The following is a 17,779-nucleotide window of genomic DNA, read 5'->3' on the forward strand; positions in this document are numbered from 1 at the left end:
TGCTGCTGCGGGAGTGGCATTCTACTCAACCGCCTTCTCGAGTCAAGCCTTATTTTCAAAGGCTTTTCGAGGTTATCGACCCGGTTGTTTGCGTTGCCGCTTGCCGTGTCGATGGGGCGCATTATAGAGAGATTGATCACATTGGCAAGGGCCAAAATGCAATAAAATCGCAAAAAACTGCACTTTATTGGTTATTCATATCAACCAACAAGCTTTGCACAGACTTATCCACAGAAAGGCGTAAAATCCGGATTGTTTGCGGCCATAACACAGCGCTTATCAGGTGGTTGTGCACGCAGTTCGCCAGCCATCCCCTCACCAGTCAGCCTTATATAGAGGCAATCACGCCAGCCCGGCCTCCTTTATCCACTCCGCCACCAGCTCGCGGAGGGGCAGCTCACGACAACCGGAGAGATCCTGCCCCGCCCAGAGCGGAGAGAACCCGCTATCGCCCCGGGACTCCGCCACTGAGCGCAGCAAAGCCAGGGCGCCACTGGCATAAGGGAAGCAAGGCGCCAGATCCGAGAGCGGGCCCAGCTCCCGCATCAACCGGTTGCGGATGCCGCGGGCGGGGCGGCCGCTGAACAGATTGGTCAGCGCCGTATGCTCGCCTCGAGATGAGTGAAGCGCCGCACGATGCAGCGGCGAGGTCGTCGCCTCATGGCAACAGAGAAAGGCGGTACCCATCTGCACGGCGCTCGCCCCCAGCGCCAGCGCTTTGGCAATCCCCTTGCCATCGACGATGCCACCGGCGGCGATCACCGGCAGGTCGATCGCGGCAAGGATCTGTGGCAGCAAGGTAAAGGTGCTCTGCTGCAGCGCGAGATCATCAGAGAGGAAATGGCCGCGATGACCGCCCGCTTCCAACCCCTGCGCAATCACCGCATCTGCACCATGGTGAGCAAGCCACTGTGCCTCGGCCACCGTGGTGGCGCTGGCCAGCACATAGGCGCCGCTCGCCTTCACGCTGGCAAGCAGCTCGGGGGCTGGCAAACCAAAGTGGAAGCTGACCACCGCCGACCTGAACCCGGTCAGCAGCTCGGCATGTTGTGCGTTGAACGGTGCTCGGGTGGGCGCCCTGGCTGCGGCAACCGTTGCTGCCGCCATGCTGATGTCAAACTCGGCATAGTAGGGAGAGAGCGCCTGTTGCCAGCGCATCTGTTGATCAGGATCTGGCTCCTCCTGCCGATGGCAGAAGAAGTTGACGTTGAAGGGGCCATCGGTCGCAGCTCGCATCGCCTGCAGCTGGGTGGATAACTGCTCGCTGCCGAGCATGGCCGCCGGCAAGGAGCCCAGCAGGCCTGCCTGACAGGCGGCGATGGCCAGCCGGTGATCCTGCACACCTGCCATGGGGGCCTGGATCAGCGGGTAACGCAGGCCGAGACGACGAGCAAAACGGGAAGGGGCATCCATGATCCAGACTCTTTTCTGCAAATGGCGGGAACAGAGCGGGCCCATCATGGGCCCGCTCACGCTAGTGACACATCAACGCACGCTGCGCAGCAGGAAATCCGGCTGACCGCAGGAGCGGCGCTCGCGCTTTTGCATCTCGGCGGAACAGGTGACCGCATCCGTCCCCTCTTTATTGACGCAGATGTAGATCTCCCGCAGGAAGCGGCCACCATCGGCGCACGCTACCGTGATGTTGTCGGGAGCCAGCCACTCGTTGGCGCTCGCCAGATCAGCCTTGAGCTGGAAGGTGCTCTTGCGCAGCGGCTCTTCCGGGGATTGATAAGCCGCCGGGATCTTCACCTTCTGGCGCAGGTCGCTTGCCAGCTGATGGAATTGGGGCTGACTCAGGCCGGAGCAGGTGCCGTGCTTTTCCCACTCATGGCGATAGAGAAAACGGCTGGGGTAGAGGCCGGCAAACTCCTGCTCCATGTTGGCGTCGAGCCGTTCACGGGTGCAGTTGCCGGGATAACCGCGATCGTACTGGGGCCAGAGACCGTGCAACACAAAGCCCAGCTTGCGGGAACATTGATCCTTGTCCGCAGGCTTGACGGCGCAGTGCTCGGGCGACCAGGAGAGCGCCAGCGCATAGTAATCAAAGTCACCCGCCACCCCTTTCGCCTGCACCGCAGAGGAGAGCAGCAAACCACCAGCCAACAGGGCCATCATCTTCTTCATCTTTATATCCATCCAAACCGACTCTCGGGATGGCAGCCATGCTCCCATATTCCGGCGAGCGGAAACAGTGATCGCGGCGCTGCTTGCGACAAGGGTCAGACCAGTCAGGGCTTTCACCGAGGGGCGACGAGGGGTAAGCTGACCGACCGGTGGACGCCTCGTCCGCCCCCCAAGCACTTCTCTTGGCAACCACAGGATGTAACATGATCCGCAAAAATCCCTCCGGCCACCTGCCGGTCATCGATGAATCCGCCTATATCGACAAAACTGCCATCATCTGCGGCAAGGTGATCATCAAAGAGAATGTCTTCGTCGGCCCCTACGCGGTGATCCGCGCCGACGAGGTGGATGCCAACGGCGAGATGGAGCCCATCGTCATCGGCGCCAACTCCAACATTCAGGACGGGGTGGTGATCCACTCCAAATCCGGCGCCGCCGTCACCATCGGCGAATACACCTCCATCGCCCACCGCTCCATCGTCCACGGGCCGTGCGAAGTGGGGAACCGGGTCTTTATCGGTTTCAACAGCGTGCTGTTCAACTGCCATATCGGTGACGGCGCCGTGGTGCGTCACAACTCGGTGATCGATGGCTGCGATCTGCCGCCGGAGTTCTACGTCCCCTCCACCACCCGCATCAACCAGCAGAGCGATCTGACCCATATCCCGCGGGTTTCGGTAGATGCCGCCGAATTCTCCGAAGACGTGGCCCACACCAATATCGATCTGGTCAAAGGGTACAAGGCGCTCTCCAACGAGTTCTGATCCCTCTATTTCCCGCGGGTTTCAGTGGATGCCGCCGAGTTCTCCGAAGACGTGGCCCATACCAATATCGATCTGGTCAAAGGGTACAAGGCGCTCTCCAACGAGTTCTGATCCTTTCTTTATTACCAGAGAACAAAACGGGCGCCGAGGCGCCCGTTGCTGTTTCTATCGCGACTTATATATGTGCGACTCAGGAGCACTTCTTCAGGCTGATATGCCAGTTGGCACCGGATTGCACCTGATGCTTGGCAGCGAAGCTGTCCATGTTCAGCGCCACCGACACCTGCAGCAGGCTGTTGAGGTAGACCAGCGGCTGCCCTTCCGGCACATCGCCAAAGCTGCTGACGTAGGGTGCCTTGCCGTCATATTTCAGCGCAGAGCCTTCGCTGATCTTGATGCAGGCGGTATCCCCCTTGTTGATCCCCGCCTTGGTCAGCAAGGTATCGTCGATGTTGGTCCAGACGTTGCCGTACTGCACATCGAGGATCGGGATGGTGCCTTTGAGGGTGCCATCCTTCTCGGCTACCGCAGCCTGATAGGGGATCTTCACCACCTCGGCAGGCAGTTTCGGGCCCACCTGCTCGTAGCTGATGGCACCGGAGGCGAGCCGGGCGCCGGTGTAGGCGTAGACGTCGCGACCGTGGAAGGTGTAGGACTTCTCGGAGCCCTTGAGGCGGTTGGTCTTCTCGTCGATCTGGCGCACGGTGTCGATGCCGAAGTGTTCGGCTACCAGAGTCAGGGTGCCGTTATCAGGGCTGACGATGTAGTGGCCGCTCTTGGTCTTGAGCACCACCGACTTGCGATCGGTGCCGACACCCGGATCCACCACGCTGACAAACACAGTGCCCTTGGGCCAGTACTGCAAGGTTTGGTAGAGGCGGTAGGAGGCTTCCCAGATGTTGTAGGCCGGGATCTCGTGGGTCAGGTCATAGAGCGGCAGGGTGCGATCCACCCCGAAGGCGACCCCCTTCATGGCCGAGACGGCGCCATCTTTAAGGCCAAAGTCGGTCTGGATCACCAGCGCCTCGTTGGCGGTGGCAACACTGCTGGCCAGCAGCAGGGCGAGCGCAATGGCGCGGGGAGCGGTACGAATATCCATATCTGAACTCCTGAAACGGTGGCAATGAGTGGTTAAAAACCTTCATTTGGCCATCTAGACTGCCACAATAGGAATTTATTGCAAGGTGTTAACACCAAAGTGAGCCACCACTCGCAAAACAGAGGGGCTATGGCAGAAATTGTGCTCGCCAAAGCCGGTTGATGGCGTTATCAAAAGAGGGTTGTCACACTCGCCCCCGACAGGAGTCCCGCACCATGAATCCCGCCCCCGATACCACACTGTTACTGGAGATTGGCGAGCAGCGCAGTCAGGTCTGGCTTGGCCACGCCGATGCTCCCCTCGCCAGCTGGACGCTCGCCTTCGGCACCCGCGCCATCCAGCCAGGGCCATTTCGCCACGCGCCGCCCACCCCGCTCGAACTGGAGCGCGCCATCATGGTGGTGGAAGATGAGCTGATGCGCATCGCTCCCGATATACCGCCCGGTCTGCCCCTCACCCTGCGCAGCGAACCCTCGCTGGCCGAAGTGCTGGGGGATAACACCATGAGCCGGGAACTGGTGGAGCAAGCCTTTGGCCAGCTGGCCGCCATGGCTGAGGGGGATCCCCTCGCCGCCAACCAGTTGCCGCGGGAGGAGGAGTTTGCCGCCGTGCTGCTGATCGTGCGGGAATGGTTGCACCATCTGGCCAGCGAGCAGGTGTCGCAGGTTGAATAGTCGGCCGCGCCGGGGCTGATGCCAGGCGGGGTGGCATATACTCAATCATGTCCACGCCCGCAATCCGGCACCTACGAACCCTTCACCCCACTCAGGAGAGACCCCGGCCATGGCCTGGTATCAAATTCGACTCGACCGCCCCAGAGCCACCCTGCTGGGGCTCGCCCTGCTGGTATTGGGCGGGCTGGGTTGCGTCTTCTACTACACCTATCTCAACGTCCAGCACGATATGAACCTCATAGCCGCCAAGCAGAAGAACGTGTTCGACGTCTTCTACCAGCGGGCCAAGATCCTCAAGGTGGAGAACATCGCCAGCTATCTGGCACAGCACCATCCGCTCGACCGGCGCCCGCCCCCGAGCGGCGTCGGCACCGACTATCTCTACGGCTACGACCTCAAGAGCAAGGAGCGCTTTGCCGATGTCCCGCTGCAATACCCGGCGGCCAATATCCTCAACACCTTCCGCTACGCCCTCTCCTACCCGGAGGTGATCAACATCTACACCATCTGGGACGACTACCGGCTGATCGGCATGGTGGCCAACGAGCGCATCCTGCCCGCCAAGCTGGGCTCTGTCCGAGTGGATCTGATGAGCTTCCGCCCCTGGTATCACTACTTCGGCTGCGCCAGCTTCAACAAGCTCCGGCACTTCTGCAGCACCGATGAAGCGGTGGTCTCAGATATCGAGGTAGACAGTTTCAGCCTGCGCAACACCATAGTGATGTACTTCCCCTTCACCTATCAGCTGGGGCGCGGCGGCTACAAATATGGCCTGCTGGCCATCGACATCGCGGTAGATGAAGCCTTCAACGAGGTGCTGCGCCCCTTTCACAATCTCAACCCGACCCGCACCGCCATCGCCTTCGATGCCGCCGAGCCGTGCCGTGCCTTTCATCTCTGTCTCAACAAACCCTTTATGCAGACCAAAAGCGGCGCCGTGCTCTATCTGAAGTGGTCCTACTCCTGGCTCGACTTCATCAAGCTGGCGCTCCACAGCGCAGCCTTCAAGGTCTACATCATCATCATTCTGCTGGCGATGGTGGCGTGGAAGCAGCTCTACCAGCGCCTGCGCACCCTGGCTCACACCGATCACCTGACCCAGCTGCCGCGGCGCGACATCCTCAACCGCACCATGCTGCACGAGCACGACTACCTGATGATCCTCGACATCGACAACTTCAAGTCGATCAACGACACCTATGGCCACGGTATTGGCGATCAGGCGCTGGTCGCCTTTTCCCGCCACCTCAGGAGCAATATCCGCAAAGTGGACAGCGCCATCCGCTGGGGCGGCGAGGAGTTCATCGTGCTGTTCAAGGGGATGGATGATGACGAGATGATGCGCCACTCCGCCGCCCGGCTACTCGCCCGCCCCCTCACCATTGCCGAGCTGCCCGACCCCATCACCTTCTCGGCAGGGGTGATCCGCATTCGCGACTACCTGTCGGTGGCCGAGGCGGTGCATCTGGCCGATGAGCTGCTCTATCACGTCAAACAGCAGGGCAAACACAATATCGCCAGCTACGATGGCCAGCGGATCCACCTGATCCGCAACCCCGACGCCGAAACCGCCAGCTAAGCTGGCCCGCCTTCTGCCACTCCCCCTCTATCTGTTACCATCGCGGCCACGATCACTCACAGCATCGTGGCCGCAGGCCGCGATAACCCCGACTGGTGCCCCTATGTCCACAGCCTCCTTTGCCGAACTGGCCCTCTCCCCCCGCTTGCAGCAGACCCTGACCGAACTGGGCTATGCCGCGCCGACCCCGGTGCAGGCCAGCGCCATCCCCGTCATTCTGGCGGGGCGCGATCTGATGGCGGGCGCCCAGACCGGCACCGGCAAGACCGCCGCCTTTGTGCTGCCGCTGCTGGAACAGCTGCTACAACAGCCACAAGCAGAGCCCCGCCCGATCCGTGCGCTGGTGCTGGTGCCAACCCGCGAGCTGGCGGTGCAAGTCGCCGAGAGTGTGGCGCGCTACGGCGAAGGGACAGGTCTCACCAGCACGCTGGTCTACGGCGGGGTGAGTATCGCGGCGCAGGTAGAGGCGCTTCAAGCCGGAGTGGATATCCTGATCGCCACCCCGGGCCGCCTGCTCGATCATCTGCGGCAGGGGGCCTTGAGTCTGGCGGCACTGCGCCATCTGGTGTTTGACGAAGCGGATCGCATGCTCGACATGGGCTTTATGGACGAGATTAAGGCGCTGCTCAAACAGATCCCGGCGGATCGCCAGACCCTGCTATTCTCCGCCACCTGCGACGACAACCTGTTTGCCCTCTGCAAGGTGCTGTTGCGTGACCCCGAATTGATTGAAGTGGCACCGCGCAACACCACGGCAGCCGAGGTGGAACAGCGGGTTTATACCGTGGATAGCGATCGCAAGCTGGCGCTGGTCGAACATATGCTGAAAGTGAAGGGGTGGGCTCCGGCGCTTATCTTCAGCCGCACCCGGCAGGGGGCCGACAAACTGGCCCAGCAGCTTGGCAAGGCGGGCATCAATGCGCTCGCCTTCCACGGCGATCTGTCGCAAAGCGCGCGAGAAAAAGTGCTGCTGGAGTTTCGCGCCGGCACCCTGCAGGCGCTGGTTGCCACCGACGTGGCGGCCCGCGGCCTCGATATCACGGATCTCAACTACGTGATTAACCTCGAATTCCCTTTTGTAGCAGAGGATTACGTCCACCGTATCGGTCGCACCGGTCGCGCTGGCAACAAGGGGCTTGCCATCACCCTGTTCAGCCCGGAAGATGCGCCGCTGCTGGAGAAGGTGGAAGCGGTGCTCGACACCCGTTTGCCTCAGCAGTGGTTCCCGGGCTTTGAGCCGGATCTCACCCGCTTCGAGCCCGAGCCGCGCCGCAACAGCAAGGCGGCCCAGAAACAGCGTGCCAGAAAGCAGGCCCTCGCTGGCAACAAGGGTGGCAAGGGGCGGCGCTAACCTCCGCCAATCCCTGCAAACCCATCCCTGTAAACCGGAACAAGCCCCTGCGCGGCTGGTTTTGCCGCCGTGCGGGGGTGCAGCGGCAAACCTGCTCACTATAAGCAGGATTTATGGGTTTTCCCGAAATGACCCAACTCCAGCTTATACCGGCCACCGCCAAGCCCCGTATGCCATAAAGGGGCAACAGCGGGGCTGCGAGCCCTATAAAAAGAGAACGCCCGATCCCGGGCGGTTTGCTGTTCATCACTTTTGATTGCCTGCCGGTTGCCCTGCCCCACCCCATCTCCACAAGGCCAAATCAGCCCAAATAACCAGCTGCAATTAATCAAAAGCTCAATTTGATGCAATTGATGGATTTGGCATCCATCAATACCCCTTTTATATTAGGGGGGCTGAAGCGGCCTCAATCGCTCCCTCCCCACTCATTCCGGACAGGAATCTTATGAAAAAACTCACTCTCGCCCAGCTCGCCGCACTCGTGACCGTGCTGCTGGCTATCGTCTGCTGGCAGCTGCCAGCCCCGGCCGGACTGGCACCGGCGGCCTACCACACCGCCATTCTGTTTATCGCCACCATTCTGGTCATCGTCACCAACATAGCGCCGACCGGCTATATCGCCATCCTCTCCCTCGGGCTCTACGCCGTGCTCCATGCCGGCGGCGAAGCGACCCCCAAGGCGGCCATCGAAGGGGCGCTGGTCGACTTCAACCACCCGCTGATCTGGCTTATCGTCATCGCCTTCATGATTGCCAGCGCCTTTGCCAAGACCGGTCTTGGCAAGCGGATCGCCCTGCTGCTGCTCAGCCGCTTCGGCCAGTCCACCCTGCGCTCCGCCTACTGTCTGGCGGTTGCCGACTTTATTCTGGCCCCCGCTACTCCGAGCAACACGGCTCGCGCCGCCATCGTCGCCCCCATTGCCGACTCGCTGGCCAAGACCATCAACAAGGATGACCGCAAGCTGGGGCAGTTCCTGCTCTCCAGCGTCAGCGCCATGAACGACGCCTCGGCGGTCGCCTTCAGCACCGGCTTTGCCGGCAATCTGGCGCTGGTCGGCATTGCCGCCAGCGTCGCCGGGCTGACGGTCGGCTTTCGCGAATGGGCGCTCTATCTGCTGCCGCCCGCCATCGGTCTGCTGCTGATCATGCCGCTGGTGCTCTATATGGTGATCCGCCCCGAGACCCGCGATACGCCGGATGCCCCCCGCTTCGCCCGCGAGGAGCTGGCCAAAATGGGCCCCCTCTCCCGCCATGAGAAGAGCCTGCTCGGGGTCTTTGTCGGTCTGGTGGTGCTCTGGGTTGGCGGCAGCAATCTGGGGCTGGATGCCACCACGGTCGCCTTTCTCGGTCTGGCCGCCCTGCTGCTGCTCGGGGTGCTGAACTGGAACGATGTGAAGGGCAACAGCGCCGCCTTCGATACCCTGATCTGGTTCAGCGTGCTGATGGGGATGGCCGACAACCTGAAACGGGTCGGCTTTACCGGCTGGCTGGGGGATGAACTCTCCGGCTTTATGCACAGCACCCTCGGCGGGCTCGGCACCATTCCCATGCTGCTGGTGGTGATGGGGCTCTACCTCTTTACCTCCTACGCCTTCGCCTCGGCCACCGCCAAGGTGGTGGCGCTGGCGCCGGTGATTGCCGGGGCCCTGCTGGCGGTCGGCGTACCTGCCGAGCTCGCCATCTTCAGCATCGCCGCCATCACCAACGTCGGCTGCAACCTCGCCACCTACTCCCACGCCCGCATCCCGCTGCTGATGGGGATGGGCTATCACACCAGCGCGGAGTGGATGCGCATCGGTCTGGTGATCGCCATCGTGGGCTTTGCCGTGGTGATGAGCATCGGCCTCACCTGGTGGCAGTGGCTGATCTGATAACAAAAAGGGCCCGTAACGGGCCCTTTTGCATAGAGGGTGTGCAACGTTCCATACCGGCGCTGCACTTGCCACAAGCCGCGGCATTGTTAAAAACAGCGCGGGTCAGCTCTGGGGCGCCGCCTTGATCAGCTCTTCATAGTGATCGATCAGTTCGGGCCCGTGCAGCGGCGAGTCGTGACCGCCGATCACCGTCTTGATCGGCAGCTTCATCGCTTTCAGCCGCTCAATGGTCTGCGGATACTCCTTCACATTGGCAAAGCTCAGGTTGCCCAGCTTCTCCTTGAGGATGCAGTTGCCATAGAGCACCTGCTCGTCGGGGAAGTAGACAAAGATGCCGTCCGGCGTGTGGGCAGGGCCCGCATAGAAGGCGCGCACCTTGCCCTCTTGCAGCTTGAAGTCACCATCGTGCACCACGTTGGGCAGCACCAGCGGCAGATCCGGGTACTCCGGCAGCCCCTTGCGGGTAAAGGCGACAATCTCGGCCCAGTCACTCTTCATCAGATCCCGGGTCTGACGGGTCGCCACCACCTTGGCCCCGATGGACTTCCAGTAGGCATTACCACCCGCCCGATCGGTGTGGTAGTTGGTGTTGATCACCTCCAGCACCGGCTTGCTGCTGACCCGTTTAATGAGCTTGTGCAACTCGCGAGCGGTATCCGGCGTCCAGGTCGCCCCCACCACCGTCACCCCCTTGGCCCCGAAATAGACCATGGAGTTCTCTTTGACGTAGTAGTTGTCTTCAACAACATAGACAGGGCCACTCACCTGCTTGAGGGAGATCCCCGCCGCCCGCACGCTGCCACCCCAGAAACTCGCCATCAGCACCACGGCCCCGGCCAATGTGCACTTCATCCAACCTTTCATCATCTTGCTCCCTCGAACCAACCGCCCCCTCGCCACCCCTGTGGCAAGCCGGGCCTTTTAAGCAGTGGGCAGAAGATACGGGGGATTTGTGAGGGGAAAATGAGGTTGTGTGAAGTCTGAGTGAAGTCAGGGGGATGTCAGGGGAAAGTCCGGAAAAATCGGCAACGACCTCCTGTTCGCGAACGTCCGAATACGCTTCGCTATTCGAACCTACAACACAGATAGCAGCCCCTCACCCTAACCCTCTCCCGAGGGAGAGGGGATGGCCCGTGCCAATTCCAAGCCACTCATATTCACCCGCACCACAGAGCCAACGCACAAGCAGCGGAGCATATTTGCTCCCTTCTCCCCTTGCGGGAGAAGGGCCGGGGATGAGGTGGAGGTAACAATATGCCACATCATGTAGGGTCGATTAGCGCAGCGTAATCGTCCGTTTACCGCGAATAGCCTGATAGCAAGAGAAGCAGGAAACCCTGAACATCAGCGTCACCTCAACGCCCTTACTTTCGCGATCGTCCGAATACGCTTCGCTATTCGAACCTACGGCCCTATTCGAACCTGCAACACAGATGGCGACCCCTCACCCTAACCCTCTCCCGAGGGAGAGGGAATGGTTCGTGCCAATTCCAACCCCCTCATATCCCCACCCGAACCTCGTACGTAAGGCACAATCAGCTGAACCGTTTTGCTCCCTTCTCCCACTCTTGATCACAGACAAGGGGAGAAGGGCTGGGGATGAGGGGGAGGTAACAATAAGCCACATCATGTAGGGTCGATGCGCACAGCGTAATCGTCCGCATACCGCCACGCACCGAGTCATGGCAATACCGGCAACCTTCTCGGCCACGACCTGTTCGCGAAAGTCCGAATACGCTTCGCTATTCGAGCCTACGGTTCTTAATTTAAAATTATAATAATCCATATATTTATGGATAAATTTATAGCAACCGATATATCATATAGAGAGTATCAAAAATCAAAACACACAGGGAACATTGTGAACTCATTCATAAAAAAGCACTCACTAAATATCTGTTTTGTTCTTTTAGGGTTCTACATATCAGCCGTTTTTTTTGCATACTCATACGATACATCAAGTAGTTTTTTAGTTGTGTTAAATAATATTGGAACATTCTTAGGCTCAGCTGGTGCTTTGGCAGCCATATTAACAATATTAAACATATTCTATAAACAACAAGAAGAAAAAGAAGAACGAGAAGTGAACTATCTAAAATATATAGCTTTTATTTTAGACAGACAATTGACCATCATATCTCTGTACGAATTAAATTCGTCTAAATTCATGAATATTGATGAAGCAAAGAGAGCTTTAGCATTACCAGCCTATCGCATAGATGAAACGTTATTAAATGTTATAGATATAGAAAAGTGTTTATTTTTATTATCCTCCCCAAATGAGCAGTTGCTCGCTGAGTTAGACCGCAGCCAGCGAAACTTCAAGTCGCTTTTTCACACGATTTCGACTAGGAATGAAGTATATATAAACCAGTATCACAGCAAAATGCATAGCTTATTTAGACATGATGAAGAATTCACTTTAAATGAGTTAGAGGGAATTGTAGGGAAATCACTACTTCCCTCACTTACAGAACTAACGAATGAAATTTACATTAACGTTCCAAACGTAAAGACATTAATTCAAAGTATGTTTACACAAACACTCGCTGAATTAAAAAGAAAATACCCTCACCGTAATTTCATTGAACCGTAATTCTTTTTCATAGTAAAATTTTGCTCTTGATTACGTTAAAAACAATGGAGTTTATGTTGCAGATTAACGTGCTCAGTAAAAATATTGGAAAATAAAAAACCACCCTCTATATGGGTGGTTTTTTCGTTATTGCCGAACTAGCTCTGCCTATCTAGCTAAAGAACTCACCCCAACGGCGGCGTCCGTGGCGGCACCATACGCTTGCTGCCGGTGGATTCGAAGGCCGAGGCAAAGCGCAGCAGGTTGTTGTCGTCATAGGCACGACCGGCGAAGGTCAGGCCCACCGGCATACCGATATCGGCCATCACCCCCATGGGGACGGTGACGGTCGGCACGCCGAGGTGGCGAATGGCGAGGTTGCCGTTGGCAACCCAGATGCCGTTGCTCCAGGCGATATCGGCGGAGGCCGGATTCACATCCGCATCAGCCGGGGCGACGTCGGCAACGGTGGGGAAGAGCACGGCGTCGAGCTTGAGCCCGTCCATCCACTCCTCCAGATCCAGCTTGCGAGTCTTCTCCAGACCACGCAGGCCGTCCGGCACTGTGGGGATCTCGTCAAAGCGCTTGATGCCGCGCTTGGCCATATTGACGTACTCGTCCATGCCCGCCGCCAGATCGCCCTCGCGGTTCGGCAATGTGCCCGGATCGTGGGGGAAGATCTTCGGCCCATCGACATCGGCCAGCTTGTTGAGCTTGGGATCGCCGTTGGCGCGCAGGAAGTCGTCGAACGCCCAGCCGGAGAGCTCCCACAGCTCGTCGTTGAGAAACTCCGGGCTCACGATGCCGCGATTGAACACGGTCGGCGCGCCGGGTCGGTCCCCTTCGCAGTTGGAGACCAGCGGGAAGTCCACTTCGATGACTTCGGCGCCAGCGGCTTCCAGCGCCTTGCGCGCATCTTCCCAGAGGGCAATCACGGTCTCGCGGGTATGGATGCGCTGACCGGTCGGGCCGCCGATACCGGGGTTTTCGCTGGTGCCGGCCAGTTCATCCTTGTTGATAAACATGCGCGGCACACCGAGGCGCTTGCCCTTGAGGGCATCGGGCTTGGCCGCCAGATCCAGATAGGAAGCCGGACGCACCTCGGAGGCCTTGGGCAGCTGCACCCAGGGCTGCAAGCGCCACAGATCGCCACGGGTGTCAGCATCGTCGGCCACTACCACATCCAGCACTTCCAAGAGATCGGCCATGGTGCGGGCATAGGGCACCACCACATCCATGGTCGGAGTCAGCGGCCAGTTGCCACGCACCGAGATGACGCCACGGGACGGAGTGTAGGCGCACAGGCCGTTGTTGGAAGCCGGGCCACGGCCGCTCGACCAGGTCTCTTCGGCCAGACCAAAGGCGGAGAAGCTGGCAGCGGTGGCAGTACCGGCGCCGTTGGAGGAGCCGGAGGCAAACGGCGCGGTCAGGTAGTCGGCATTGTAGGGGCTCTCGGCACGGCCATAGACGCCGCGCTGCATGCCGCCATTGGCCATCGGCGGCATATTGGTTTTGCCAAGGCAGATGGCACCGGCGGCGCGCAGGCGCTCAACGGTAAAGGCATCGCGCTGGGCTACCAGATCCTTGAAAGCCGGGCTGCCGGAGGCGGCAGTCAGCCCCTTGACCAGATAGCTGTCTTTGGCGGTGTAGGGGATGCCGTCGAGCGGGCTCAGGGTCTCGCCACGGGCGCGGCGGGCATCGGAAGCCTCGGCCTCTTTCAGCGCATCGGGATTGGCGACCACCACGGCATTGAGTTTGGTGGCAGTCTCGGGGCCGTTGTAGGCCTCGATCCGGGCCAGATAGGCCTTGACCAGTTCGACCGCTGTGGTGCGGCCTGATTCGAGCGCAGCACGCAGCTCGGCAATGGAAACCTCGGTCACTTCGATCATGGGGATCTCCTGTAAAAGGGTGACTGTTTGTCATGATGATCGCCGCATCAGCGCCGGCGACCATCACACCATCAAGAGAGAAAACCCCACGGCGTGGGGTTTTGAATTTCTACACTCTTCGACCAGCTTATTGACCTGAAGGGATCTGCTGGGTAATGCAGTGAATATTGCCACCGCCCAGCAGGATCTCGCGGGCCGGCACGCCGACTACGGTGTGCTCCGGGAAGATCTCTTCCAGAATGCGCTGGGCTTCACCATCGGTGGCGGCATCCAGCAGCGGATAGACGATGCGATCGTTGGTGATAAGGAAGTTCACATAGGAACCGGCCAGACGGCCTTCTGCCTCGCGCGGCACGCCGGTACCGCTCTCGACACCGGCAGACTCCTCTTCGGTGCAGAACAGCGGGCCCGGCTGGGGCAGCTTCCACACTTTCAGCTTGCGACCCTTGGCATCGACCGCCGCTTCCAGCACCTTGAGGGCGGCTACGGAGCGGGCGTACTGGGGATCGTTCTGGTCATCAGTCCAGTGCAGGGCCACTTCACCCGGACGCACGAAGCAGCACATGTTGTCGATGTGGCCGTCGGTTTCGTCCATGTAGACGCCTTCGTCCAGCCAGATAAAGCTGGTGACGCCCAGATAGTCGCGCAGGTAAGCTTCGATCTGCTCTTTGGTCAGGTGCGGGTTGCGGTTTTCGTTGAGCAGACACTCGGCGGTGGTCAGGCAGGTGCCTTCACCATCGACGTGGATGGAGCCCCCTTCCAGAATCAGCGGCGCATCGTAGCGAGCCATCTCGTGTTGGGTCAGCATCTGGGCTGCCACTTCCTCATCCTGATTCCACGGGTAGTAGAGACCGCCCTTGTGGCCACCCCAGGCGTTGAAGCCCCAATCCACGCCACGGCACTCGCCGGCCGCGTTGGTAACGATGGTCGGGCCGGTATCGCGGGCCCAGCAGTCATCGCTGTCCATTTCGACCAGGGTGACGTGAGCGGGCATGATGGCGCGGGCCTGCTCCATAAACTGGGCCGGTACACCCATAAAAACCGGTGTGGCACCGCCGATGGCATCGGCCACCTTGGCGAAGGTCTCTTGCGCGAAGCGACCGGCTACGCGCCAGTTGTCCGGGCGAAACGGCCAGATCATCCAGACGGCCTGCTGGTGTGCCCACTCGGCGGGCATGGTGAAGCCGTCGGCGGCCGGCGTGGAGTTAATGGTCTTGATGCTCATCGCAAGGCTCCTTGCATGGATTGAGGCCCCCGTTTACGCCCGATGCGGCGCGGGAACCCGGAAAAATAAGAGTGGGTCGCAGATTAAGACGTTGCGCCCCCATCCATCAAATGAATAGGATGGATTGTCCCATAAACACGGCGAATAATCCCCCCATGAAACTGCACCAGCTCGACCTCAATCTGCTGCTCGCGTTTGACGCCCTGATGACGCAGGGCAGCGTCACCCGCGCCGCCGAGGCGCTCTTTATCAGCCAGCCCGCCATGAGCCACTCCCTTAACCGGCTGCGCACCTTTCTCGGCGACCCGCTGCTGGTGCGTACCCCGCAGGGGATGCTTCCGACCCCGCGCGCCCAGCGGCTGCATCTCGGGGTGCAGCAGGCGCTGCGGCTGCTGGAGCAGCAGCTCACCGAAGAAGAGGAGTTCGAGCCAAGCCAGTCGAAGCGGCGCTTCGTGCTCTGCACCACAGATTACGTGGAGTGCGTGCTGATCCCGCCGCTTATTCAGCGGCTCAGACGGCTGGCGCCCGGGGTCACCATCGAGATCCGCATCCTGCGCGACACCCTGCCCGAAGCCGAGCTGGCAAGCGGCGAGATCGATCTGGTGCTGGGCTTTGACGAGTACATGCAGGTGCCGGGGTATCTGGGCAAGGAGACCTGGCTCACCGAACCGCTGGCCGGACTGGTGCGCGCCGATCAGCCCATTGCCAAATCGGCCCCCGCCGGTGCCGAGGATGACCCCTCCCAGTGGCAGGAGCGCATCACCTTGCAGCAGCTGATCGCCATGCCCCACGTGTTTCACTCGCCGCTGGGTACCTCGGAGGCGAGCCTCGACCGCTATCTGAAAAGTCAGGGCTTTAGCCGTACCATCTCGGTCAACAGCCAGAGTTATATGTCCGCCGCCGCCATCGTCAGCCAGAGCGATCACCTGCTGGTGCTGCCCAGCATGGTGGCCGACCTGCTCGCCACCCACTGGCCGCTGAAAAGCCTGCCGCTGCCCGCAGACGTGCCGGATTATCACCTCAACTGCGTCTGGCACCCCGTGCATGCCCAGCAACCTGCGCTGGTATGGCTGAAAGATTTGATGAAAGAGCTGGTGGGGCCGAGGTAAGGCGGCAGCGTCTGGCATACCCCAAACCGGCGCAGATGTGGCTCAAGGATTTGATGAAGAAGCTTGTTGACCGACCACGATGCCCGCACAGAACCTCGATCAGTTCCCTCTCCCTTTAGGAGAGGGTTAGGGTGAGGGCTGCTCCTGCTCCCTCCCCCTCATCCCCAGCCCTTCTCCCGCAAGGGGAGAAGGGAGCCGTTACGCTACAACTTGCAGCATCGCGGACAACCAGTTAGCCAGTCAGTCAGGCGATTCCACATACATTCAAAAAGTTACCGTCATCTTCGTATTACCCAATCCAGCTTCCCCTGCTCGAATCCGGCAATGAACACTGTGATGATCAGCCCAATCCCAACCACAACTCGATCTGTTCCCTCTCCCTTTGGGAGAGGGCTAGGGTGAGGGGACGCAATACCCAACCGGTAAACAGATGGGAAGCTGGCTATATCTATAGGGCGATACGGAGCAGGGGCAATTTATGGAGAGCAACCTCTTTGCCAAGCGGCTGAGACGGGATGCCACGCAGGCAGAGCAGAAACTGTGGCAACAGCTGCGCAATCGCCGTCTGGCGGGGCTGAAATTTCGCCGCCAAATGCCCATCGGCCCCTATGTGGTGGATTTTATCTGCCTTGAACAGGGATTGATTATCGAAGTGGATGGTTCGCAACATGGAACACAAGCGAACCAGATGCATGACGAGGCTCGGACAGCCTATCTCAATCAGCAGGGATTTCGGGTGATACGAGTGTGGAATAACGATGTGCTGAGTCAGATGGAGGTCGTACTGGCCCATATTTGGCTCTCATTGCGCTGAGCAGAGCCCTCCCCCTCATCCCCAACCCTTCTCCCGCAAGGGGAGAAGGGAGCAAACAACCCGGCGCGTGTGGCATCCCCGGAAACAACCATGGCTCCCGCAGGAGCCATGGTTGTTTCCGGGCGCGCATTACGCCCGCACGGCCCGCATCAGCTGGGCGACCACGTCGTCGAGCAGGGGGCGATCGGGGCGGCACTGGGCGAAGGTGATAAGCCCCTGCAGATTGATCAGCAGCAGCGCTGTCAGGGTGCGAATATCCCGATCCGGCGCCAGTTCACCGCACTGCTGCGCCTGCGTCAGCAGATCCGCCAGCTCCTGCTCCAGCTCGCCGTAGATCCCCTTGACCCGCTGGGTCAGCTCTTCATCCTGTTCGCTCAGCTCCATCATGGTGCGGGTCACCAGACAGGTGCCGCAGAGCGCCTCGGTCACCACCTGATCGAGATAGGCAGCAAGACCGGCCAGCGGGCTCGGGTTGTCGAGCAGGGAGCGACGCAGGGCCCGCTTGCTCTCCACATAGTGATCGACAGCCGCCAGCAGCAGGCCACGCTTGTTGCCAAAGGCGCCGTAGATGCTGCCCGGGTGCAGGCCGGTGGCAGCCACCAGCTCCTGCATGGTGGTCTTGGCGTACCCCTTGGCGCGAAACGCCTCCATGGCATTTCGTAGCACCTCGTCACGATCAAACTCGGCAATGCGCATGGCT

The 17,779-nt window shown here is 59.9% G+C and carries 15 protein-coding genes; 8 read left to right on the top strand and 7 right to left on the bottom strand.

The window, feature by feature from the left end:
• Positions 1-342: 342 nt before the first annotated feature.
• Positions 343-1,413 carry an NAD(P)H-dependent flavin oxidoreductase gene (locus AAHA39_RS15600; RefSeq protein WP_208737022.1) on the bottom strand — a complete coding sequence of 357 codons (1,071 nt, stop codon included), beginning with the start codon at positions 1,411-1,413 and terminating at the stop codon, positions 343-345.
• A 72-nt stretch (positions 1,414-1,485) separates the two neighbouring features.
• The gene (locus AAHA39_RS15605; RefSeq protein WP_071912918.1) at positions 1,486-2,127 is read right to left on the bottom strand and encodes a ribonuclease T2 family protein; all 642 of its coding nucleotides are present in this window, start codon (positions 2,125-2,127) and stop codon (positions 1,486-1,488) included.
• Positions 2,128-2,330: 203 nt separating this feature from the next.
• On the opposite strand from AAHA39_RS15605, the gene AAHA39_RS15610 reads away from it, so the two are divergent.
• Complete coding sequence (locus AAHA39_RS15610; RefSeq protein WP_005343397.1) at positions 2,331-2,891, top strand: gamma carbonic anhydrase family protein; 561 nt, start codon at positions 2,331-2,333, stop codon at positions 2,889-2,891.
• Between the two features lie 190 nt (positions 2,892-3,081).
• Here the strand turns inward: AAHA39_RS15610 and AAHA39_RS15615 are convergent, their stop codons facing one another.
• A complete protein-coding gene (locus tag AAHA39_RS15615; protein WP_033113790.1) occupies positions 3,082-3,990 on the bottom strand; it encodes an SAM hydrolase/SAM-dependent halogenase family protein in 909 nt (302 codons plus the stop codon).
• Positions 3,991-4,205: 215 nt separating this feature from the next.
• Between AAHA39_RS15615 and AAHA39_RS15620 the strand changes: the two genes are divergently transcribed.
• The 4 genes from AAHA39_RS15620 (at position 4,206) to AAHA39_RS15635 (ending at position 9,464) form a co-directional block, all read left to right on the top strand.
• On the top strand, positions 4,206-4,664 hold the full coding sequence (locus AAHA39_RS15620) for a hypothetical protein (RefSeq protein WP_216994726.1): 459 nt from the start codon (positions 4,206-4,208) through the stop codon (positions 4,662-4,664).
• A gap of 109 nt (positions 4,665-4,773) precedes the next feature.
• Positions 4,774-6,243: a GGDEF domain-containing protein gene (locus AAHA39_RS15625; RefSeq protein WP_320656523.1), complete on the top strand. Its 1,470-nt coding sequence runs from the start codon at positions 4,774-4,776 to the stop codon at positions 6,241-6,243.
• Between the two features lie 103 nt (positions 6,244-6,346).
• Positions 6,347-7,594 (top strand): DEAD/DEAH box helicase, encoded by a 1,248-nt coding sequence (locus AAHA39_RS15630; RefSeq protein WP_320656522.1) that lies wholly within the window; start codon positions 6,347-6,349, stop codon positions 7,592-7,594.
• A 445-nt stretch (positions 7,595-8,039) separates the two neighbouring features.
• Positions 8,040-9,464, top strand: a complete 1,425-nt coding sequence (locus AAHA39_RS15635; RefSeq protein ID WP_124241738.1) for a DASS family sodium-coupled anion symporter — start codon at positions 8,040-8,042, stop codon at positions 9,462-9,464.
• 105 nt (positions 9,465-9,569) lie between these two features.
• Here AAHA39_RS15635 and cphA read toward each other — a convergent pair whose 3' ends face one another.
• Positions 9,570-10,334 carry a CphA family subclass B2 metallo-beta-lactamase gene (gene cphA, locus AAHA39_RS15640; protein WP_320656521.1) on the bottom strand — a complete coding sequence of 255 codons (765 nt, stop codon included), beginning with the start codon at positions 10,332-10,334 and terminating at the stop codon, positions 9,570-9,572.
• Positions 10,335-11,259: 925 nt separating this feature from the next.
• Here cphA and AAHA39_RS15645 point away from each other — a divergent pair.
• Positions 11,260-12,063, top strand: coding sequence for a hypothetical protein (locus AAHA39_RS15645; protein WP_320656520.1), 804 nt, complete (start codon positions 11,260-11,262; stop codon positions 12,061-12,063).
• A 164-nt stretch (positions 12,064-12,227) separates the two neighbouring features.
• Here AAHA39_RS15645 and AAHA39_RS15650 read toward each other — a convergent pair whose 3' ends face one another.
• Entirely contained in the window at positions 12,228-13,931 is a 1,704-nt protein-coding gene (locus AAHA39_RS15650) for an amidase (protein WP_320656519.1), read from the bottom strand.
• Between the two features lie 127 nt (positions 13,932-14,058).
• Positions 14,059-15,156 carry an agmatine deiminase gene (aguA, locus tag AAHA39_RS15655; protein WP_156853531.1) on the bottom strand — a complete coding sequence of 366 codons (1,098 nt, stop codon included), beginning with the start codon at positions 15,154-15,156 and terminating at the stop codon, positions 14,059-14,061.
• Positions 15,157-15,311: 155 nt separating this feature from the next.
• Here aguA and AAHA39_RS15660 point away from each other — a divergent pair, with 155 nt between their 5' ends.
• A complete protein-coding gene (locus AAHA39_RS15660) occupies positions 15,312-16,265 on the top strand; it encodes a LysR family transcriptional regulator (protein WP_320656518.1) in 954 nt (317 codons plus the stop codon).
• Positions 16,266-16,743: 478 nt separating this feature from the next.
• On the top strand, positions 16,744-17,079 hold the full coding sequence (locus tag AAHA39_RS15665) for an endonuclease domain-containing protein (RefSeq protein ID WP_202005954.1): 336 nt from the start codon (positions 16,744-16,746) through the stop codon (positions 17,077-17,079).
• Between the two features lie 129 nt (positions 17,080-17,208).
• Here AAHA39_RS15665 and AAHA39_RS15670 read toward each other — a convergent pair whose 3' ends face one another.
• Positions 17,209-17,775 (bottom strand): TetR/AcrR family transcriptional regulator, encoded by a 567-nt coding sequence (locus AAHA39_RS15670; RefSeq protein WP_320656517.1) that lies wholly within the window; start codon positions 17,773-17,775, stop codon positions 17,209-17,211.
• Between the last annotated feature and the right edge of the window lie 4 nt (positions 17,776-17,779).

The organism is Aeromonas sp. SE22, from assembly GCF_038739755.1.
Taxonomy (GTDB): Bacteria; Pseudomonadota; Gammaproteobacteria; order Enterobacterales; family Aeromonadaceae; genus Aeromonas; species Aeromonas jandaei.